Below are 19,169 nucleotides of genomic sequence, written 5' to 3' on the forward strand. Positions count from 1 at the left end.
GATACGGAAAGCTTTCGTAAATCGCTTGGCGAAATTGGCGCAGCGGTTCAAGATAGGTTGACATCAGTGGTAGGGCTTAGAGTTTCCAATCCTCTACCACTTTCCTGCTCTTCAGTCACCCTGATTGTCCAAAGTCCAGTTAGTCGTGATTAGAGTAGGCGATCGCTCCAAATCACCCCGATAATTCTCAACATTTGGGAGGGTGATTATACTGAACAAGTCTACCTAACCATAAATAAGTGTGGAATCACAACTCTCATTTTCATAACTATCTGCTTTGCCAGTTACCTGACAAGATCAATCACGCTTTGGATGTAGGTTGTGGACTAGGCGCTTTCACATTGAAACTTTCTGGGAGGTCGGAGTTCGTTGATGCTCTTGATGTTGATGCTGAGACTTTAAAGGAAGCATCAAGGCAGCATGATGCTTCTAATATTTCTTACCAATACACTGATTTCTTGAAGGCTAACTTACCTCAAAATTTTTACGATGCGATCGTGTCAATTGCTGCGTTACATCATATGGATTTAGAAGCGGCACTATGCAAAATGAAGGCTCTTCTGCAGCCATCTGGAAAGTTACTTATTCTTGGGCTTTATCGGGAGGTGACTGTTATGGATTACATGTATAGTTTTATCTCTGTTCCCCTCAATTTCGTCTATTTAATCTGGCATTGTGGATCAACTGCAACACCACAGAAAATTGCTCCAACACGTTCTGCTCAATTGTCACTTGAACAAATCAAGGCAGTAAGCAATCGTGTAATACCTGGTTTTCGCCTTCAAAGACACCCATTTTGGCGTTATTCTCTAGTCTGGCAAAAACGTTAAGTCAGTTTTGAATTAAGTGCTGAGATCGTGAGTCTACCAGGGCTTTTGAAACAGACAGCCATAGAATGGAAAGATTCCCAAATCTATTCCCTATGAGTGAAACTGTCTACATCGAAACGAGTCTTTTGGGCTATCTCACAGCTAGATCAACTAAAAATCTGATATTAGCTGCAAATATGGAAATCACCAAGGATTGGTGGGAATTACGTCGAAACACTTTCACTCTCTACACATCAGAGGCTGTTTTGGACGAGGTGACGCGGGGAGATCCTGAAATTGCAGCTCAACGTTTAGAAATACTGCGTAATCTTCCCCTGCTGGCTTTGAACCAGGCTGTGCAAGGTTTGGCAGCGCAGTTTCTAGCCCGAAGCAATTTGCCTCCCAAAGCTGAGGTAGATGCCATCCACATTGCTGCTGCAACGGTTCACGGCATGGATTATTTGCTAACGTGGAATTGTAGGCATATTGCAAATGCTCAAATTCAAGGAAAATTAGCAGAAATCAGCCTCGATTGTGGTTATGTGCTTCCAGTCCTCTGCACACCAAATGAATTGATGGGAGATTAGGCTATGTGGAAAGATGAAATTGTTGAAGAAATTCATCGTATTCGCGAAGAATATGCCAAATCTTTTAACTACGACTTGAATGCAATATTTGCAGACCTACGTAAAAAGCAAGAAGAAAGCGGAAGAGAGATTGTAACCTTATCGCGTGAGCCGGGTCTAGCAACACGTTGGAGCGGGCGGGCGAGAGAAGTAAGTCGGTGATGAAGCAAAAGAATCTAGCCGCCGCTCAACTTAGCCGTTGGAGAATGGAATTTATTACTGGGTACGATAGGCTTTCGGTGTGATGCCTGTCAGTTGCCGAAATTTTTGCCCTAATTGACTGGGTCTATTGAACTCGCACTTAAGGGCGATCGCGATCGTGCCCTTTGGCAACGCCGCTGAAGGCATGAATTTGCTAAATCCGTACATCTTAACAACGACGCAGTTGAGTCCAATTCAACTCTCCGTCGCAGTTTTCGATTGGGGTGTCCATCCCCGCTTTAATCGACTCGCGCATACCAGGAACTGATAGTAGATAAAGCGTCTCTTGAATGCTGGACCAATCTTCTTCAGACAAAAGCACGGCGTTGCCACTAGCGCCTGTGATGATCACTGGTTGATGTGACTGACTCACAGCATCAATTAGCCGCTGCAGTTGGGTCTGTGCCTCATCAATTGGGAATGAAGCCATCGCACTTTCTACCAGCTCAAGTGCTCCCATTGTAATGTTTACCGCCAAGAATCCAGTAGCGATCGCAGCCTGCGGTTAATTGACCTGCGTTGGCTTTAGCCACTCCTCACAGCAATCCCCATAAAACTCACCGGTCAATCCCCACATCTAATCCTCACATCTGGGGACTACGACTCCCCGCATCCGCTTGTAATTTTGGGTTGTTGATGTAACGAAGGTGAACAACCATGAATTTGCAGAAGCGCATGTTGGCAATGGAAACCAGGGCCAAGCTATCCACCCTGTGGATATTTTTTCTACTCAACATGATATTTCGTGATCTGCATGAATTGGCTAAGCCGGAATATCTGGAAGCGTTAATGAACGGACAGGTATCAGAACTCATGCTGCTGTTGGCCGGCTTCGTGATCGAGGTACCGATCGCGATGGTGCTCCTGTCTCGACTATTGCCCTACGGTGCTAATCGCTGGGCCAACATCATTGCCGCCGCGATCATCCTCTCCCTTGCGATCGCCTATGGCACAACCGATCTAGACGATATCTTTTTCTTGATTGTTGAAAGTGCGGCGCTGTCCGTCATCATGTGGTCGGCTTGGCGATGGCGAAATCCGGTTCTCAGGCAACCCGCGATCGCTCAGGAAGTGTCGTCATAAAATTTGTTGGCCAAACACTTAACCCATCTGATAGGAGAACATCACCATGACTGATGAACAACATTCTCTGCTGAAAGCATCAGATATCCATTCAATGGAGGCGTTTGAGTTTCATCATCCGCTCAATCCCAATTCGGAAATTTATTTACGGTTTCTTGGCCGTGCCGTTGGTCTCAAACGCATTGGTGTGACGATCGCTCGTGTACCGCCGGGTAAGGAATCTTTCATTTACCACGCCCACCAAAATGAAGAAGAATGGGTTTACATCTTGTCAGGTCGAGGGATTGTAGAAATCGGCGATCAGGAATACGAAGTTGAGCCAGGAGACTTTATGGGATTTGGCCTGCCTCAACAACCCCATCATCTTCGTAATCCGTTCAGCGAAGACCTTGTATATCTGATTGGTGGAGAAGCAGGACGCTTAGATATTGGCGTTTTTCCTCGGCTTGGTAAACGAGTGATTCAGGATGGTGAGTCAGCTTACATATTTGATGAGTCAGCGCTTCAGCTTTTTTGGAGCAGTGAGCAATCTACTGAGGATTGATAGCTGCTACTGAGTAAGTTTCTGGCTGCTGTCGATTTGAGCCTTTAAAGAGAGGAAAACTGATGAATAAAGTCGCTGTATTTGGGAATGCAGGCGGTGGCAAATCCACCCTTAGTAAACGTCTGGCAGAGATAACGGGACTCCCTTGGGTTCCCCTCGATTCCATCCAGTACCAACCGGGTGGCGATAAAGTCCCTCACACTGAGTTCAAAGCCACTCACGATGCGCTGCTGCAACAGGATCAATGGATCGTCGATGGTTTTGGCTCTATAGATACCGTGTGGGAACGACTGAAAGTGGCCGATACCCTGGTTTATCTCGATATGCCCGTATGGTGGCACTACTGGTGGGTGACGAAGCGATTTCTACAAGGGGCTTGGGTGCCGCCCGCTGGTTGGCCGGAGGGCAGTCCACTGCTCAAAGGGACGCTAAATTCCTACACCACTGTCTGGTTGTGCCATACCAAATTGACGCCAAAGTATCGGGACTATGTGGCGCAAGCTGAGGCAACCCAGCAGGTTTATCACTTGAGATCGCGCCAAGACATCACCCAGTTCTACCAGACCGTCGCAGCGCAAACTGATGCTACCTTACCCAGGATTTAAATCATGGCTCAATCAAACCAATTTTGGGACAAAATCGCTGAAAAATACTCAAAACAGCCGATCGCCGATGAAGCCGCCTACCAGAAAAAGCTGACGATCACCCGCGACTACTTTCACCCCGACATGGACGTGCTGGAGTTTGGCTGTGGAACCGGATCGACGGCCATCCTCCATGCGCCCTATGTAAAGCACATCCGCGCCATTGACTTCTCAAAGAACATGATTGCGATCGCTCAGGGCAAAGCCGAGGCTGAGCACATCAATAACGTAACCTTTGAACAGGCCACCATTGAAGATCTCGACATTCCTAATCAGAGCTTAGATGCGGTGCTGGGACTCAGCATTTTGCATTTGTTGAAAGACAAGGAGAGGGCGATCGCTCAGGTCTATCAAATGCTCAAACCGGGAGGCGTCTTCGTGACCAGTACTGCCTGCATAGGCGACATGATGATCTGGTTTAAGCTGATCGCGCCCATTGGCCGATTCCTCGGATTTTTTCCTTTCGTCGCTGTCTTCACCACCCAAGAACTGGAAACTAGCCTGACCAGTGCTGGATTTGAGTTGGACTACCAATGGCAACCGAGCAAGGGCAAAGCCATGTTCATCGTGGCCCAAAAGCCTGCATAAACGACCATGAATCTGAAGCTAGATCACGTCTTTATTCTGGTTGAGCCGACAGCGCAGGTGGCCGATCGCCTGCTAGAACACGGCTTTCGAGAAGGACCGAGCAATACCCATCCCGGACAAGGTACTGCCAACCGTCGGTTTTACTTTGCCAACGGCATGCTGGAGCTGATCTGGGTGCAGGATGCCGATGAAGCGAGAAATGGGCCGGGTCGAAATCTACACTTTTCTGAGCGGGCTGACAATTTCACCGCTTCGCCGTTTGGCGCCATTTTTGTGCCCCATAAAGACAATGCCAGTTCCGATATGCCCTTCCCTGGCTGGCATTATCAACCTGACTACTTCCCACCGCCAAAAGGGTTCCATGTGGGTGCCAATTCTCAGAACTTGAGGGAACCGCTCTGTTTCTACTTCCCGTTCCATGATCCAGGCGTACCTCGACCACAACCTGAACGCAATTCCCAGAGGATTACGGAGGTGGTTATTTCTACACCCTCGACTGATACTCACGGGGTGTTGGCATTGGTATCAAAATGTGATCGCCTATCCATCCAATCAGCTCGTGAACATCTGATGGAAATCACGTTGGATCATCATGCCCTGAAGCACACTCAAGATTTTCGACCGGCAATGCCACTCATTTTGCACTGGTAACCGTAGTAGAGTATCCAACTCATTCACGATTTTTTCTCGAACGCCACGAGGCAGGTAAGCTCTCAATCAGGAAGCGACATGGTTGTTTTAGTTGTACTACTCAGCGTATTTACTGTGACTTGGGGACTATTAGCGATCGCCCAACGCCCTCAACGAATTCGTACCGCTGGCTGTATTGCCTTTGCGGCTTTGTTCATCTTCACAGGTATCAGTCATTGTGCTTTGGCCAAGGGCATGGTGCAGATGCTGCCCGCATGGGTGCCGGGGCGCTATCCAATCCTTTACATCACCGGGATTATAGAAATTGTTCTGGGACTGGGCTTTTTACGGCCTTCTGTCCGCCGTCTGAGTGGTTTGCTGACCTTAGCTTTTTTGATTGCCGTATTCCCATCTAATATCTATGCGGCTTTAAACTCCGTTGATTTTGGTGGCAACGTTAACGGCCCTGATTATCTGTTTTTTCGTGTTCCCCTACAACTTTTCTTGCTGTGGTGGGTCTGGTTTATGGCGGTACGTCGTGCTTGACCAGTCAACCAACTCAGAAACATTGGGGTTAGCTCCGGTTCGACCACATCGTCTCACCTAACGGGCTGATTCCACTCCTGGCTCCTGGCGAGTCATAGCTTTCTCACAGCCAAATCTACAAAGCGTATAGCCCTCTATAACCAGAGGGTCGATTTGACCATGCTATTAAACACCATCCCCACATTAGACCATTGGGAAACTGCTCCCAGCATTGATACCCTACGATCGCGCTACGATGCATCGGCCCCCCAATGGCATGACAACTTGGCCCGTCTGGGTCAGCTCCACGATTACCAGCTGCTATTTGAAAGTCAGGCCGTGCGCGATCGCTTGCAGCATCTCAATCAGACCTCTCACATGCTCGACTGTGGGATAGGCACAGGAGCCTTCAGCCTCGCACTTTTAGATAGTATCGATCAGCCAGTACAGGTCTCCGGCGTCGATATTTCCTACCCCATGTTGACTCATGCTCACCAAAGGCTGAAAAATTACTGCAAGTCTCTCGATTTACGATGGGGAGATATCAGCCATCTGCCCTTTGCCGATGAAACCTTCGACGCAGTCATCTTTGCCCATGTTTTGGAGCACATGGCCAACCCCGTGGAAACGTTACGGGAGATGGTCCGCGTTCTAAAACCGGGTGCCCCGCTGATTGGCTCAGTCACACGCAAAGGGTTAGGTCAGCTCCTGCTGTCTCTGCGCTGGCATAATCGGGGCTATGCTTCCGACCAGCTAAACGTTTGCCTGCAAGCCGCTGGACTAGAAGCTGTGAAATCGTTTGACTATGGTACTGGCTGGTCAAAGTGGATGTGCATCGCCGCGATCGCAATAAAGCCAGGGTAAGAAGCTTGATGTCTATGGACTTGTAACGATGGCGCTATGGTCGTCGCCAATTCCGCTGAGACAAGACAGCGAGCCATCGGCTATGCCTTCAACTGAGAGAGCAAAACAATCAGCAACGCCGATACCAGGCTGGCAAAAGGGGTTCTCACTAGGTTCCATAGATTCCAACGGGGTTCGAAGTCCATCCGAGCCACCTTCAGTGCCGTTTCATCCATGACATCGACGTCCAGCGCTTGGAGTTGATTGTTGAGTGGTACGTTGATTGTGAAGGTCGACAATTGCACTCCCAGGATGTAGACGAGAGGAGCGGAGACCAACAGCAGACGTTGAGCGCCATCCAGTTGTCCGAAGCCTAGCCCAACCGCAGCCACCAATGCCACCACGGAACCCATCCACACAGCCACGAATAGCGGCTGATTATTCTGAATGACACCATCAATCACCTGAAATGCTCGAATAAAGTCGCGGTCATTCAACGTTTTGATACCAGGCATCACAACTGTGGCAAAAGCAAACAAGAAGCCGGCCACAAGGGAACACAGCAAGGTCGCTACAACTAGAACAAATTGAAAGATGGCTTCAGTAGACATAGGTCAAGTTCCTTAATTTGAAAAGTCAGCAGTTGAAGAAGATGACGAAGTATTGGGTTGACTAGCAAAGAGCGTTGGGAGGGAACCAGGCGATCGCGCAGACTACTCGGCTAATTCCCCCTGAGATGTTGCTTTTCAAAAATGAGCAATTCAGTATGACAAACTGGGCGTCTGGTGCAGGGATGACCGATCAGAGAGTTGCTTCAGGATGAAATCCGCGACGTCCGCCCGAGAAATCTGGAGGGTAATGTTTCTATCAGTGCTGGAGAAATTATGGCGATAATGACCAGTGTGTGGCCCATTGGTAAAAGCTCCTGGACGCACAATGGTCCAATCCAAGCGACTGTTCTTTACTAGGGCTTCCTGCCGTTCGTGATCGGCAAACACCTGGCGTAAAATAAAGCCAAACATGACATACTTCCAGTAAAAATCCAGATTGCTCCAGCTATCGCCAGTGCCCAGAGTCGACTGACAAATTAATCGGCGCACCCCCACCTTTTCCATCGCTTGGATAATTTGTTGGGTGCCTTCTGAGCGAATGGTGCTCTTTAACTTTTTTCCAGAACCCAGTACGCAAACCACAGCATCTTTTCCTAAAATGGCCTGCTCCACCGCCGAGGAATCCATGACATCCCCTTGAGCGAAGTTGAGTTGAGGATGTTGAACATCAAGTTTGCTGAGATTGCGAGCAAAGGCAGTGACTATGTGGCCTTGTTCTAAGGCTTGTTGGACTACCTGACGGCCAACGGTTCCGGTTGCACCAAAGATTACGAGTTGCATGGATAATTCCTCAATAAAGACATTCTTAGCCTATGGAGGATGCCGGAGTGGTGCTTGTCATTTTTTGCCGGGCTGTCACTTTCTTGCGGTGACTTGTGAGACCAGGGAGTAACCCTTAAGATTGACTCACATTTCAATGTGTAGCAACAAATCCGAGATGGGCCTGTAATGTGCAGCCAGTATCTCGCTATCAGCAACATGACTGTGGCCTTGAACCGATGGCTCCTGCTCAATCCCAAGCATCCGATTCCTTTCCTGACGACTCGCTTGAATACGAGTCAGCTCTAGTCCTGAAAACAGAGACCATTCAGATCGAGCATCTGCAATTTCCTCCAGGCGAAGGAGATTTTCAGGCCGAAGCCCACACGCTGTTTGTAAATCTGACGCCGCGCCCTCTGCATTACCTACAGAAACAGGATGGGAAAACCCACACCGGGCTGTATTGCCATGGCGATATGCTGCTCACCCCTGCCAATACACCGCTATTTGTGCGATGGGAGAGGGACGAAAATTGCTTACAAATTCAGCTACCAGAACTGTTCCTGAAGCGGGTTTCGGAGGAAACCTTGGGAAAAGACGGCGATCGCCTCACGCTAGTGCCAACCTTTCAAAGTCGAAATCAGCCACTGGAAGCGATCGCCACCCTCCTGATTTCGGAGATGCAGCAACGTCAACCCAATGGTGTGCTGTATCTAGACTCACTCGCCAATGTGCTGGCGGTGCAGATGCTGCGTTACTACGGGACAACCACGGCCCAGTTATCAAGTTATGAAGGCGGGTTACTGACCTATCAGCTCAATCAAGTCCTAGACTACATTGATGCTGAATTAGCCCAAGACATGAAGCTAGCTGACCTAGCTGGATTACTTGATATGAGCCCGTTCCATTTCGGACGCCTGTTCAAGCAATCCATGGGAATTTCGCCTCATCAATATGTCATTCAACAGCGGATAGAACGCGCTAAACACCTACTGAAAAAAAGCGATCGCGCCATCATCGATATTGCTCTGGAATGCGGATTCACTAGTCACAGTCACCTCAGCAAGCAATTTCGTAAAGTCGTGGGGACAACGCCTAGAAACTTTAGAGTTCAGAAGCTGTAAGCATGAGGGGCTAGAGCGACCTACAGTAAGTTTGCGCTTGCTGGTTTGTGGTGAAACTCAATAGCGATCGCGTGGATACAGCGGGCCTGTCGAACATGACTAACCCTCCGCAGAATGCCTAGTCGAAGCCACCCTTTCAGCTCTCTGGCAAGCGTGAGTCTAAGCGAAAAGTTTGTTTCGCTACGGTTATGACATTCTGCGGCGCACCTTCTCCTGCTTCTCCCTGCGGCGCTTTGAATTTAATCGTGCTCTAAAACTTTTGTCCTTGTACTGAGAGTATCCGGATACTATTGGGTGCACAAGCCTAGATGGTTAAAGCTGCATATTTGTGCGATCGCCAGTACCACGATCTGAACAGTGTAAAAACCCTGAGAGGGTTGCTCTCAGGATTTTCTAGACGAAGTTTAGCCGTCATGGGAAGGCTCTCATATAAGGTCAATAACCCTGTATGATTTTGTCTTTACCCAGTAGGGGCTTGATAAAGAGTAGCTTCGTCCGTCTCACCAGAGTTGCTGCCGCGAGCATTGTTGGGTTCGTAATTGGCAGCGGTGTTGTTGCGGGCATGACTGGGTTCATAAACCACTGCATCTAGGGGTTGGGAAGAATCAAGTTCATCAGTTAGTGGCTGAGGCTGTTCATAAAACCGCTCTGCTGATCGCATGCCACCCCCTTTAAACCGCATCTTGGCATCTTTGAGAGCAGAAGATTGGTAAAAGGTGTCCCCAGTAGAATTCATAGGAGATTGGCTGCGACCGTAGCCTGGTTCATCAACTGTATTCAGGGGTTCAGGGAAAACGAGTTCCTCTCCTACTCGAATTGATTGTTCATAAAGCCACTCTGGCGATCGCGTATTGTGATCAAACCTCGCTTTGACATCTTCGAGCGCAGAGGGTTGGTAAAACGTGTCTTTTTCAAGGTGGTAATCGATTTGATAAAGCGTTTTGTGCACCCCATTGATAGTTGTTAAATCGGGTAGCTTGATGCCTTGAGAGCGACAGTAGACGTAATCTTCAAATGGCTGCTCTCTTTTTAGCAATGGCTGGGGTTCGGCGTCAGGGGCTCCATATTGCACTTCAGACAGTAGCTTAGGCTGGTTCTGAAAAGCATCTTGATAAACCAAGCTAGGGTTATCGCTGGTTTCCTCAATTCTCTGCTGCCAGTTTTTCAGGACTTCGTCGAAGTCCAACCCAAGGGACCGTTGAAAATGCCAGAGAGAACCCTGTAAAACGAAAAAGGCTAGATAAAAGTGGGTATTAGCTAACCAGGTGCGCGATGTATACCCCTGTTCCAATGTTGCATTAGGGTCAAAGTAGTAGGGCAGCAGGGAAGACTTCAGTTCCAGTGTCGGTCCATAAAACTCTACCGGATAGGCCAGTGTATTGAATCCACAGTAATACGATGCAGCGAATCCAGCTAAGGCAAGCCCTAGCAGCGAATACGACAAAATGCCGTCTGCAGAAAACTGAAATAGCTCCCTGACCCATTTGAAGGGAGGCACTAAGATGTGCCAAGTTCCCCCTAAGATCAGCAGCAACGCCACAAGAATGTGCCCACCCACTAGATCTTCTAAAGTACTCACGTCAAACAGATGAGTGCGGTAGTCCCAGAGGATGCCAATGTTTAAGGTGGGTGCTGTTACCAGCCGCACATCCTCAATATTGGCATCATAGAGTCCCCCAAAAAATAGAGCTTTAGCGACCAGCAGCAGTGCTCCTATTCCCAGAATGACGAGGTGATGCCCTAAAATTAAGCCAAGTTTTTGAGCATCATCCCATTCGAAATGAAATTTAGTTGGGTTTCCAGACTCAGACTTCAGGCTTGGAGATAGACGACTGCGATGGAAATAAGCCCCACCGGCCAAAACCCCAGCTGCCACGATGTGAATCACCCCGATCGCAAAGATAGGAGAGGTATTAACAATGGCTCCGCCAGAACCGACACCCCAGCCTTCGGTTGCTAGGTGGGGCAGCAGAATCAACCCTTGAGCGTATAAAGGGTCTTTGGGCGAATAGACAGCGAGTTCAAACAGTGTAAAGGCACCAGCCCACAGCATGATAAGTGCCGCCTGGGCCGCATGAGCCACGATAAACGTGTTGGATAGGTTAATAAATCGGGCATTGCCAGCCCACCAGGGATATTGCTCCTGGATTTTGCTTGAAGCGTGCATGGTGATAGGTTGACTGCAATAGCGGTTTTCAGCAAGGGCCTGCCTTAGGCAGACAGGCCCTTTAGTCCACGTGCCGGAGGCTAGCTGAGGCCGGCAACGATGTGGTCAAGATAGATACCCATTTCTTGACCCGCTTCTGCCCCAACCCGTTCGGTGACGACTTCTTTCATAGCTTGAACTGCCTGAATAGTGGGTTCAATTGGAACTCCCAATGAGAGATAGGTTTCTCGCAAACCGTTGAGTACCCGCTCATCCAGAATGGAGACATCGGCAGCCAGCATGGCATAGGTGGCATAGCGCAGGAAATAAGTTAAATCTCGCAAACAAGCCGCATAACGCCGACAGGGATACATATTGCCGCCTGGACAGGTGATGCTTCCATAGAGCAAGCTTTTCCTGACTGCATCGCCAATAATGCTGGCGGTGTTAGCCCCGATTTGAGTCGCTGCTTTGACCCGTAATGCGCCACTCTGGTAGTAGTTCTTGAGCGTATCCAGTCTAGAACCCTCCAGGTATGCACATTCCTCATCAGCAGGGTTAATAACAGCCGTAATAGTGTCTTGCATGATCAAAACTCGAATACAACAGTAAACAATCAAAAGCCGTAGTGAAGAGCGTCGGTGTTTTAGAGTTTCAGACCCTAAAATGCACGAATCAGTTGATCAAAGTAAGGAGCTGCTAAAGCGCCTTCCTCAGCAGTCAAAAGACCCATGGCAACCTCTTTGATGCAGCGGTAAGCCGTTCTGTGATACGAAAGCGGAAGAACCCCTAGCGATACATACATTTCACGCGCCCCTTCGATGCCGATATCTTCCATAGGCTTAGAATTACCTGCCAGAATGCAGTAGCTCACCACCCGGATGTACCATCCCTGATCGCGCTGGCAATTAGCTGTTTTTTTCGGATCGCCGCTGTTACTGGGGCAGTTTGGACATTGAGCCCAGTAACGCTTGCTACCTTCGTCAACAATTTTTTGCTGATTTTCGGCTAGCTTCTGCGCTGCGCTAATACGCGCCGTTCCATCATTGAAAAAATCTTGAAGTTGGTTGAGTTCAGCACTGCTCAAAAAACGATTGGCGCGATCGGATTGGGCAATGACCTTAGCTACAATGCTCATGATTTGAAACTTTCCTCCACTGAAAAATTTCCGAATTTTAAAGTCCATTAGTTCAAAACAGCAAAATCTACAGCATCGCCGACGTGATGCTTAAACAAAGACTTGGTGTATCAAGTCTCAATATTTCTGTTTCCAGGCAAATTCAGATTTGGAAGCAATTCTCAAGTAAAGTCTTTCCAACTTCTAGCGCATTGCTATAAAAGCAGGAAAAGACTTCACTAAATCTACTCGACTCAAAATTTACTTGACAGTCAACTAACCCTGGTGGCTAGCGATCGCATCAAGAAAACCTTTGAATTTGCGCAAATTCAGATCAACGTCATGAATTTTTAGTTAAGATGCATTTTTTCCTAGGGCTAAAAGCTTTTCGCCCTGACTTTTTTGACATCTCACGTAAACCGGAAAAGCTCCCTCTCATTGGCCGACAGAAGACAAGCACTAGCTCTCCTACAAGTTAGCTAAAAGCCCTACCACATTAAAACTTTGAACTTACTCGGCTTTACGGTGCTGAGAAACTTGATCAATTCAGGATTCTCAGGGGTATATCACCTGCTAACTATCTAGTACTTAGAGAAACAAAATTTCGATTTTGCTACTTCCACATATAGATTCAAGCGCTACCCGTTAACGACTTCACTAAAGAAATCACATATAAGTTAAAGGAAATTTACCTGCGAGAAAAGGATTTTGCTCTATTCAATTCTTTGGATAGGAAATATCTAATCATCCTGAGAAATATAGGCTGATTTTGAAGTACCAAGAGGCTGTTTTTTTGTTGAGTATTGTATAGCTGGCCATCTTTCAGTGGCTGAGTTCTGAGAGGTTTCTGCGAAAGACTATTGCTTAATGTTGAAAGTGTGTCCTGTTTGCAAGTTCTAAGCAATACAGACTATGTACAGACACTGCTTATAGTGCCTGTACATAGTCTAGGTAAAATATATTCGATTTACTAAAGCGGGTAACGCGATTCGAACGCGCGACATTCACCTTGGCAAGGTGACGCTCTACCACTGAGCTATACCCGCAAGCGCCATTTCAGGCGTTTATTCAATATCTCAAACGATGATGCGATTGTCAACGTTTGCCGATTAAATTTCCAGGGAAGCTTGCTCTCCATTTTCTCTAGCTAGAGGTCTGCGCTGGAGAGGTTTCTACCACCGCTGAGGGCAATGATGGCGATGAACTGCCCATCAGTCCGTTGGGATTTTCCAAAGGTAAGCTGTGGATTTGTCCCATTAGGCTGGACATCTCAAGCGCGCTCATAGCGTAGTTCCAGCCAAGGTTGCTTTTAATGCCCGCTCGCTCTAGAGCCTGCTGCATGGTGTCGGTCGTCAACACACCAAAGACAACGGGAACTCCTGTTTGGAAACTTGTCGCGGCAATCCCCTTAGAGACTTCGGCTGCTACATAGTCAAAGTGGGGAGTATGCCCTTTGATGACTGCTCCCAAACAAATAATGGCGCTGTATCGGCCTGTCAAAGCAAGTTGACGAGCCACCATTGGGATTTCAAAGCTTCCTGGCACCCAGGCGTAATCCACTTGATCGCCGTGGGGATCAATGTCCACACCATGACGTTTCAAACAGTCTTGACAGCCTGCGAGTAGCTTTTCTGTAACCAGGTCGTTAAAGCGACCAATCACAAGAGCAAACCGACGAGGTTCACTCTCGTGAAAATTTCCTTCAAAAACAGCCATAAACCCTGCTGAATATCGAACGGTTAAACCACAAGATAGTTGAGGCCACCGACAACTACAACTAGGATACCCCAGGCAACCGAACCCAGCAGGATTAGACGCTTAGACTGCTCCCAGTTTTGGGGGGATGCGTAGGCTACGGGGACACCAACAACCATTGCGAAAGACAATAGAACCAGTGCAAAAAGTGCTAGCTGGAAAATAATTACCATTTTGGTTAAATCTCTTCTCTTAACACAGCGATGAAGAACGGTGCAGCAGACAATCTGCCTATCACCACCATTACTTTAGTAAGCTATCAGAAATATGAGTGCGACGGAAGTCTTAATGCGAAGCATGTTAGAGAATTTCCACTGAAGTATTAGGTCCCAAATCGATAGCGTGCTCTCAGTAATTGAGGTGATTTTGATGAACCATAACTTCAGCCATTTAAGCTTATGCACCCAATCGTGTCCGAATGCTGAGTGGATGGCCAGATGGCTTGCCGTTTTGTTCTAACGGAATCAACGACGGCTATAGCTTAGCGATCGCCTAGATCGCCCCATCATATAGGGCTACTCACGCATGACCCTCACAAATCAGCCTCTCATAACCTGTCCTCTCGCAAACCATCCCCTCGACTCAATCGCCTATGGATTTGGTGCTATGCCATACCACTGCTGACTTTGACACTCTAGGCGCAGCCGTCGCAGTAACCCTGCTAAATCCTGCTGCCCAAATTGTGTTAGCCGGAGGAGCGCATCCAACAGTACAGCGATTTCTCGCCTTACATCGGGACGAATACTCGCTAGTGGAGCGCCGGGCTGTCGATGTAAACGGTGTCGAATCCATCACCATTGTTGATACTCAGTTTGTGGAGCGGTTGGGTCCGCTCGCGCCTTGGATTGCCACGGTGACAGATCGAGGCGGCAGAATTGCGGTTTATGACCATCACCCAGCTGCGAACGGCACAATTCCGGCAACAGAGACGGTGATTGAATCCGTAGGGGCAGCGACGACTCTGTTGGTGGAACGCTTGCAGGCTGAGGTGGTGTCTATCACAGTGGCCCAGGCGACCGTGATGGCATTAGGTATTCACGTGGATACTGGATCGCTAACCTTTACGTCAGCAACAGCGAGAGATGCGCTAGCGCTGGCCTGGCTGATGGAGCAAGGGGCGAGCCAGAGCGCGATCGCGGAGTTTGTCGAACCGAATCTGTCCTCCACGCTGCAAGATCTGTTGGAAACGGCACTTGCTACGTATCAGCAGATTCGACATCAAGGCAGTTCTCTCGGTTGGGTTTTGTTAGAAACAAAATGGTACGTCCCTGGATTATCGAGTTTGGCTGAGCGGCTAATTTCTCTGATCAATGTGGACAGCTTCCTGCTGGGAGCTTGGTTTTTAACGAAGGGCGGTGTCAAGAAGCTGACGTTGATTGGCCGAGCGCAGAGTCGTGTGATGAGACGAGGCGATCGCGCTGGGGTCGATTTTAACGAGCTGTTTTCGCCCTGGGGGGGCGGTGGACATCCAGCAGCAGCGGCAGTGACGCGGACAACAGACGATCCTGAAGCGGATTTTCAGGTCGTCTTGTCTGATTTACGAAGCCAAATTCCAGCGGCTCCCACGGCTCAAGATTTGATGTCGTCTCCTGTTAGAACCATTCTGCCCAAGACGACTGTTGCAGAGGCCCAGCGAATTCTCCTGCGATACGGCCACTCTGGTCTATCTGTGGTTGACAATGCGGGCCAGCTAGTGGGGGTCATTTCCCGCCGAGATGTTGACTTGGCGCTGCATCACGGTTTTGGACATGCGCCTGTGAAAGGCTACATGAGCACCGAGGTCAAGACGATTTCGCCTAAAACGACACTGCCCGAAATTGAGTCAATGATGGTGACCTATGACGTTGGACGACTCCCGGTTTTGGACTCAGAAAAACTCGTCGGCATTGTCACCCGGACAGATTTGCTGCGACAACTCCATGATGACCAGCAGCAGGAAGCAGATTTCGAGATGACCGAAGCAGCGACTTCGTCCACCCGCCGTCCACCCGCAGCCTCGCAGCTGTGGCATAGCCTCAAGCAGCGGTTGGATAGCGAACTTTGGGAAATGTTAGAAATTATGGCTGCTGCCGCTGTGGATCGGGGATGGCAGCTGTATTTGGTGGGAGGGGGGGTACGAGACCTGTTCCTAACGCCGACCTCAGAACCCCTGAAATTGCAGGACGTTGACCTTGTGGTTGATAGCGCCTATCAGACTTTGGAGATGGGCGCAGGTGTGGTGCTGGCGGAGACAATCAAAGCCCAGCATCCAGAGGCTGAGCTACAGGTGTATGGACGATTTCAAACCGCAGCACTGGTTTGGCATGGAGACGCCGCGCAAAACCGAGATCCGTTGATGGTGGATATTGCCACGGCCCGAACGGAGTTTTATCCCTATCCTGCGGCTAATCCAGAAGTCGAGGCGAGTTCTATTCGCCAGGACCTATATCGTCGGGACTTTACCATCAATGCGTTGGCCGTTCGCCTAACACCACCCCATCGTGGCAAGCTGCTAGATTTCTTCGGTGGGCTGGATGATCTGCAACGTCAGCAAATCCGAGTTCTGCATGCCAATAGCTTTATTGAAGATCCCACCCGCATTTATCGGGCGGTGCGGTTTGCGGTACGTTTGGGATTCACTCTGGAACCGCAAACGGAGGGCTTCATTCGCTATGCCATCAAGAGTGAGGTTTATCAGCGGCTGCAGAAAGAGATGACCAAGCTGCCAGCCTTACAAACTCGGCTGAAAGCGGAACTGAACTACATCTTAGAAGCTGCCTACTGGGAACCCGCGCTCTCTCTGCTGGACTCTCTGGAAGCTTTGGTGTGTCTGCATCCTAGTTTGGCGATGACGAACGACCTCTGGCGGCAAATGCGGCTTCTGAGTCGCTGGCTATCACAGGTGGAATTGCTGTCGTCTTTGGTTCCCTGGCAGATGCGGTTGGAACTTTTAATTGCAGCGGTGCCCTCGGACGATCGCCAGCGAGTTGCCCGTCATTTACAGTTGCCTCAGGCCAGTATTGATCGATTAGCCTATCTGATGGAGTCGGAAGCAACGTTGCTGGCGGCGCTGCCCCAGTGCGATCGCCCCAGTCAGTTCGCACAGTGCCTAAAGCCTTATGACACAGAGACTTTGCTGTTAGTCAGCGCCCGGCATTTTCGGCCACTGGGCTCGACTATTTGGCGATACTTAACCCAATGGTCTCAGGTGAAACCACTATTGAACGGTAATGATCTGAAGCAGCTGGGCTATCAGCCTGGTCCTCAATATCGAGAGATGCTGGATACCCTATTGTCAGCTACTTTGGATGGCACTATTGCGAATCGAGAAGCGGCGATCGTGCTTTTAAGACAGCACTATCCGGAGATGCCTAAGCGGAGCTAGAAGATGCAAGGGACAGGGTTCCTACTTGCCCACTACCTCTACAGGTACTTGTCAACTCTCATGCGCCAGGAGAAACACGACAGGGTAAATTTAAGAAAGTCTAAAATTACCGTTGTTCCCGCTATCGCTTCTAAACCTATGCCGCTTGCCCCAGGGACTGCCCTTCAGAACGGTCACTACGTTATCGATGCCCTCTTAGATGCAGCCCCCAATGGCGATCTGTATTGGGGAACTCACGTCGTTTCTGGAATGCGGGTCTTTATCCAAATTTTTCCGCTCCCGCCTGAGGATAGCTGTGGCGACTTGTCAGCCCTTATTGCTCGTTTAGAGGGCATTGCATTTTCTCCCCAGTCACCCCTGCCAAATCCGTTTCAGCTATTTCGCGAGGGCGATCGCACGCTGTGTTTAACGATGGGAACCACCATTGGTCTGCCCTGGTCTTCGCTTCGTAAGTCCTCTGCACCCCTATCACCCAAGCAAGCACTAGAAACCATTCGTCACGTTGCCAATCACATTACCTGGTTGGCTGGACAGGGCATCTCTAGCATCGACCTTTCCCCCAACCGAATTTGGTTGACCCAAGACTACGCCGTAACACTGACGGGGTTGCCATTAGCCTATCTCAATCAGTTTGCCGGTCGTCCGATGTCTGTTGGCAGTCCTGATGGGATGGTGCCGTTCTTGTCTCGGCTGCTCTATAGCTTTTTGACAGGCGAAATCCTAGAGTCTGCTCAGATGATGGACAGTGTCGGTACACACCTGAGTCAAAAGCAGCCGTCCCTAAGCCCACTTATTGTCCAGGCGATTAGTCAGGGCATTCAGCCAGAGGACGGTGGCAGCGAGTCGCGATCGCTGCGTCAATGGCTAGATCAGTTACCTGATGCCGATGCCCCTCATCAGATTAGTTCTCCTAGAAATCAGTTAATGACTCGACCGGCTCAGCCTGCAGACACTCGACCGGCTCAGCCTACATCTCCTCAAAAGGTGAAAAAACGGCTTTATCCTGCTCTGCTGGGAACGGCTTTTTTGGCCGCGATTGGAGGCGTTACTTTGGGCACTGTCTGGCGGCTGAGTGCCAAGAACCTGCCCGGCGCTATCCAGTTTGACCCCAATCAATCGTTTCCTGAGCAAACTGAATGGTCTGGTGATGACCCGGAGGCAGCCTTTGACTCACCCTATATTCCTGCTCGTGAACAAGAGGACTGGTTTGATTCTGACATGGATGCTCCGCCTCAGGAGCCGATTTGGGAAGCCCCTGCAAATGCGGCTGACTGGCCTGATGAAGTTCCGCCTGCCTATGTTGAGCCCGAGGTGAATGAGGATACCTTTGCCGACGAAGAACCGGTAGAACCCGACACGTTTATCGAAGAGACGCCTATCGAAGCTCCCCGCGAAGCTGAGCGTATGCCTCCGGTCGAGAGAGTCCCACAGGATTTTTCTGTGCCGCCTATTCGAACTCCGGTGGAAGAGGGTCCGGCTAATTTTTCCGATGCAGCTGAAACTTTTCCACAGAATTTTTCTGAAACAGAACCTAAAGCTGCCCCAGCTTCCGAAGCAACTTCTGAGGGCTAAGCTTAGGCAGGAGGCGCTTTTCAAGAGGTGTACCCACTTTCATGGCCCTCACCCTCAAATCCCTCTACCGAGCTTAGGACTTTGCATCTCGCTTCCCTTGCCCTGATTTTGGAGAAGGGGCTAGGGGATGAGGGGCATTTGCAAAACAGGGATGAACTCCGTTTCAATTCACTAATTTTCCCTAGATAAAGACAGAGGACTTTTTGGCAAGAACGTTATAATCTGAAC

General features: G+C 49.4%; 22 protein-coding genes and 1 tRNA gene. 13 read left to right on the top strand and 10 right to left on the bottom strand.

All coding sequences use genetic code 11. The features are described 5' to 3' along the window. Positions 1-239: 239 nt before the first annotated feature. From PN498_RS16790 to PN498_RS16800, 3 genes are all read left to right on the top strand, one after another. The gene (locus tag PN498_RS16790) at positions 240-830 is read left to right on the top strand and encodes a class I SAM-dependent methyltransferase (RefSeq protein WP_272064111.1); all 591 of its coding nucleotides are present in this window, start codon (positions 240-242) and stop codon (positions 828-830) included. A 92-nt stretch (positions 831-922) separates the two neighbouring features. Continuing rightward, positions 923-1,396, top strand: coding sequence for a type II toxin-antitoxin system VapC family toxin (locus PN498_RS16795; RefSeq protein WP_272064113.1), 474 nt, complete (start codon positions 923-925; stop codon positions 1,394-1,396). A 3-nt stretch (positions 1,397-1,399) separates the two neighbouring features. Then, the gene (locus PN498_RS16800; protein ID WP_272064114.1) at positions 1,400-1,597 is read left to right on the top strand and encodes a hypothetical protein; all 198 of its coding nucleotides are present in this window, start codon (positions 1,400-1,402) and stop codon (positions 1,595-1,597) included. A gap of 54 nt (positions 1,598-1,651) precedes the next feature. Here the strand turns inward: PN498_RS16800 and PN498_RS16805 are convergent, their stop codons facing one another. Both PN498_RS16805 and PN498_RS16810 read right to left on the bottom strand, forming a co-directional pair. Next, a complete protein-coding gene (locus PN498_RS16805) occupies positions 1,652-1,783 on the bottom strand; it encodes a hypothetical protein (protein ID WP_272064116.1) in 132 nt (43 codons plus the stop codon). A 22-nt stretch (positions 1,784-1,805) separates the two neighbouring features. Next, the gene (locus PN498_RS16810) at positions 1,806-2,066 is read right to left on the bottom strand and encodes a type II toxin-antitoxin system Phd/YefM family antitoxin (RefSeq protein ID WP_272064118.1); all 261 of its coding nucleotides are present in this window, start codon (positions 2,064-2,066) and stop codon (positions 1,806-1,808) included. Between the two features lie 227 nt (positions 2,067-2,293). On the opposite strand from PN498_RS16810, the gene PN498_RS16815 reads away from it, so the two are divergent. The 7 genes from PN498_RS16815 to PN498_RS16845 all read left to right on the top strand — a co-directional run bounded on the left by PN498_RS16815 (position 2,294) and on the right by PN498_RS16845 (position 6,514). After that, positions 2,294-2,719 (top strand): DUF6326 family protein, encoded by a 426-nt coding sequence (locus PN498_RS16815; protein WP_272064120.1) that lies wholly within the window; start codon positions 2,294-2,296, stop codon positions 2,717-2,719. A gap of 46 nt (positions 2,720-2,765) precedes the next feature. Then, positions 2,766-3,263 carry a cupin domain-containing protein gene (locus PN498_RS16820; RefSeq protein ID WP_272064121.1) on the top strand — a complete coding sequence of 166 codons (498 nt, stop codon included), beginning with the start codon at positions 2,766-2,768 and terminating at the stop codon, positions 3,261-3,263. Positions 3,264-3,325: 62 nt separating this feature from the next. Beyond that, the gene (locus tag PN498_RS16825) at positions 3,326-3,868 is read left to right on the top strand and encodes an adenylate kinase (protein ID WP_272064123.1); all 543 of its coding nucleotides are present in this window, start codon (positions 3,326-3,328) and stop codon (positions 3,866-3,868) included. 3 nt (positions 3,869-3,871) lie between these two features. After that, positions 3,872-4,495 (top strand): class I SAM-dependent methyltransferase, encoded by a 624-nt coding sequence (locus PN498_RS16830; RefSeq protein ID WP_272064125.1) that lies wholly within the window; start codon positions 3,872-3,874, stop codon positions 4,493-4,495. Between the two features lie 6 nt (positions 4,496-4,501). Then, positions 4,502-5,146: a VOC family protein gene (locus PN498_RS16835; RefSeq protein ID WP_272064126.1), complete on the top strand. Its 645-nt coding sequence runs from the start codon at positions 4,502-4,504 to the stop codon at positions 5,144-5,146. Between the two features lie 78 nt (positions 5,147-5,224). Beyond that, entirely contained in the window at positions 5,225-5,671 is a 447-nt protein-coding gene (locus PN498_RS16840; protein ID WP_272064127.1) for a DoxX family protein, read from the top strand. A 159-nt stretch (positions 5,672-5,830) separates the two neighbouring features. Continuing rightward, on the top strand, positions 5,831-6,514 hold the full coding sequence (locus PN498_RS16845; protein ID WP_272064128.1) for a class I SAM-dependent methyltransferase: 684 nt from the start codon (positions 5,831-5,833) through the stop codon (positions 6,512-6,514). A gap of 80 nt (positions 6,515-6,594) precedes the next feature. Here PN498_RS16845 and PN498_RS16850 read toward each other — a convergent pair whose 3' ends face one another. Both PN498_RS16850 and PN498_RS16855 read right to left on the bottom strand, forming a co-directional pair. Next, positions 6,595-7,104, bottom strand: coding sequence for an anthrone oxygenase family protein (locus PN498_RS16850; protein ID WP_272064130.1), 510 nt, complete (start codon positions 7,102-7,104; stop codon positions 6,595-6,597). A gap of 150 nt (positions 7,105-7,254) precedes the next feature. Beyond that, on the bottom strand, positions 7,255-7,884 hold the full coding sequence (locus PN498_RS16855) for an NAD(P)-dependent oxidoreductase (protein WP_272064132.1): 630 nt from the start codon (positions 7,882-7,884) through the stop codon (positions 7,255-7,257). 170 nt (positions 7,885-8,054) lie between these two features. Here PN498_RS16855 and PN498_RS16860 point away from each other — a divergent pair, with 170 nt between their 5' ends. Next, positions 8,055-8,987: a helix-turn-helix domain-containing protein gene (locus PN498_RS16860; RefSeq protein ID WP_272064134.1), complete on the top strand. Its 933-nt coding sequence runs from the start codon at positions 8,055-8,057 to the stop codon at positions 8,985-8,987. Between the two features lie 460 nt (positions 8,988-9,447). On the opposite strand, the gene PN498_RS16865 is transcribed toward PN498_RS16860, so the two are convergent. From PN498_RS16865 to psbZ, 6 genes are all read right to left on the bottom strand, one after another. After that, the gene (locus tag PN498_RS16865; protein ID WP_272064135.1) at positions 9,448-11,154 is read right to left on the bottom strand and encodes a chlorophyll a/b binding light-harvesting protein; all 1,707 of its coding nucleotides are present in this window, start codon (positions 11,152-11,154) and stop codon (positions 9,448-9,450) included. Between the two features lie 80 nt (positions 11,155-11,234). Beyond that, positions 11,235-11,720, bottom strand: coding sequence for an allophycocyanin subunit beta (locus PN498_RS16870; RefSeq protein ID WP_272064137.1), 486 nt, complete (start codon positions 11,718-11,720; stop codon positions 11,235-11,237). Between the two features lie 74 nt (positions 11,721-11,794). Beyond that, positions 11,795-12,271, bottom strand: a complete 477-nt coding sequence (locus tag PN498_RS16875; RefSeq protein WP_272064139.1) for an allophycocyanin — start codon at positions 12,269-12,271, stop codon at positions 11,795-11,797. 953 nt (positions 12,272-13,224) lie between these two features. Continuing rightward, positions 13,225-13,296 (bottom strand) — tRNA-Gly (locus tag PN498_RS16880). A 97-nt stretch (positions 13,297-13,393) separates the two neighbouring features. Beyond that, complete coding sequence (ribH, locus tag PN498_RS16885) at positions 13,394-13,966, bottom strand: 6,7-dimethyl-8-ribityllumazine synthase (protein ID WP_272064141.1); 573 nt, start codon at positions 13,964-13,966, stop codon at positions 13,394-13,396. A gap of 23 nt (positions 13,967-13,989) precedes the next feature. After that, complete coding sequence (gene psbZ / locus PN498_RS16890; protein WP_272064143.1) at positions 13,990-14,178, bottom strand: photosystem II reaction center protein PsbZ; 189 nt, start codon at positions 14,176-14,178, stop codon at positions 13,990-13,992. A gap of 419 nt (positions 14,179-14,597) precedes the next feature. Between psbZ and PN498_RS16895 the strand changes: the two genes are divergently transcribed. Then, positions 14,598-17,369, top strand: coding sequence for a CBS domain-containing protein (locus PN498_RS16895; RefSeq protein ID WP_272064145.1), 2,772 nt, complete (start codon positions 14,598-14,600; stop codon positions 17,367-17,369). Between the two features lie 138 nt (positions 17,370-17,507). After that, the gene (locus PN498_RS16900; protein WP_272064146.1) at positions 17,508-18,941 is read left to right on the top strand and encodes a hypothetical protein; all 1,434 of its coding nucleotides are present in this window, start codon (positions 17,508-17,510) and stop codon (positions 18,939-18,941) included. Positions 18,942-19,169: the final 228 nt, after the last annotated feature.

This window comes from Oscillatoria sp. CS-180 (genome assembly GCF_028330965.1).
GTDB lineage: Bacteria > Cyanobacteriota > Cyanobacteriia > Phormidesmidales > Phormidesmidaceae > Halomicronema.

Bases quoted from the DNA above. Each gene is read 5' to 3' on its own strand.
- PN498_RS16795 (WP_272064113.1), top strand. From the start codon at position 923: ATGAGTGAAACTGTCTACATCGAAACGAGTCTTTTGGGCTATCTCACA.
- PN498_RS16800 (WP_272064114.1), top strand. From the start codon at position 1,400: ATGTGGAAAGATGAAATTGTTGAAGAAATTCATCGTATTCGCGAAGAA.
- PN498_RS16805 (WP_272064116.1), bottom strand. From the start codon at position 1,783: ATGCCTTCAGCGGCGTTGCCAAAGGGCACGATCGCGATCGCCCTTAAG.
- PN498_RS16810 (WP_272064118.1), bottom strand. From the start codon at position 2,066: ATGGCTTCATTCCCAATTGATGAGGCACAGACCCAACTGCAGCGGCTA.
- PN498_RS16815 (WP_272064120.1), top strand. From the start codon at position 2,294: ATGAATTTGCAGAAGCGCATGTTGGCAATGGAAACCAGGGCCAAGCTA.
- PN498_RS16820 (WP_272064121.1), top strand. From the start codon at position 2,766: ATGACTGATGAACAACATTCTCTGCTGAAAGCATCAGATATCCATTCA.
- PN498_RS16825 (WP_272064123.1), top strand. From the start codon at position 3,326: ATGAATAAAGTCGCTGTATTTGGGAATGCAGGCGGTGGCAAATCCACC.
- PN498_RS16830 (WP_272064125.1), top strand. From the start codon at position 3,872: ATGGCTCAATCAAACCAATTTTGGGACAAAATCGCTGAAAAATACTCA.
- PN498_RS16835 (WP_272064126.1), top strand. From the start codon at position 4,502: ATGAATCTGAAGCTAGATCACGTCTTTATTCTGGTTGAGCCGACAGCG.
- PN498_RS16840 (WP_272064127.1), top strand. From the start codon at position 5,225: ATGGTTGTTTTAGTTGTACTACTCAGCGTATTTACTGTGACTTGGGGA.
- PN498_RS16845 (WP_272064128.1), top strand. From the start codon at position 5,831: ATGCTATTAAACACCATCCCCACATTAGACCATTGGGAAACTGCTCCC.
- PN498_RS16850 (WP_272064130.1), bottom strand. From the start codon at position 7,104: ATGTCTACTGAAGCCATCTTTCAATTTGTTCTAGTTGTAGCGACCTTG.
- PN498_RS16855 (WP_272064132.1), bottom strand. From the start codon at position 7,884: ATGCAACTCGTAATCTTTGGTGCAACCGGAACCGTTGGCCGTCAGGTA.
- PN498_RS16865 (WP_272064135.1), bottom strand. From the start codon at position 11,154: ATGCACGCTTCAAGCAAAATCCAGGAGCAATATCCCTGGTGGGCTGGC.
- PN498_RS16870 (WP_272064137.1), bottom strand. From the start codon at position 11,720: ATGCAAGACACTATTACGGCTGTTATTAACCCTGCTGATGAGGAATGT.
- PN498_RS16875 (WP_272064139.1), bottom strand. From the start codon at position 12,271: ATGAGCATTGTAGCTAAGGTCATTGCCCAATCCGATCGCGCCAATCGT.
- ribH (WP_272064141.1), bottom strand. From the start codon at position 13,966: ATGGCTGTTTTTGAAGGAAATTTTCACGAGAGTGAACCTCGTCGGTTT.
- psbZ (WP_272064143.1), bottom strand. From the start codon at position 14,178: ATGGTAATTATTTTCCAGCTAGCACTTTTTGCACTGGTTCTATTGTCT.
- PN498_RS16895 (WP_272064145.1), top strand. From the start codon at position 14,598: ATGGATTTGGTGCTATGCCATACCACTGCTGACTTTGACACTCTAGGC.
- PN498_RS16900 (WP_272064146.1), top strand. From the start codon at position 17,508: ATGCCGCTTGCCCCAGGGACTGCCCTTCAGAACGGTCACTACGTTATC.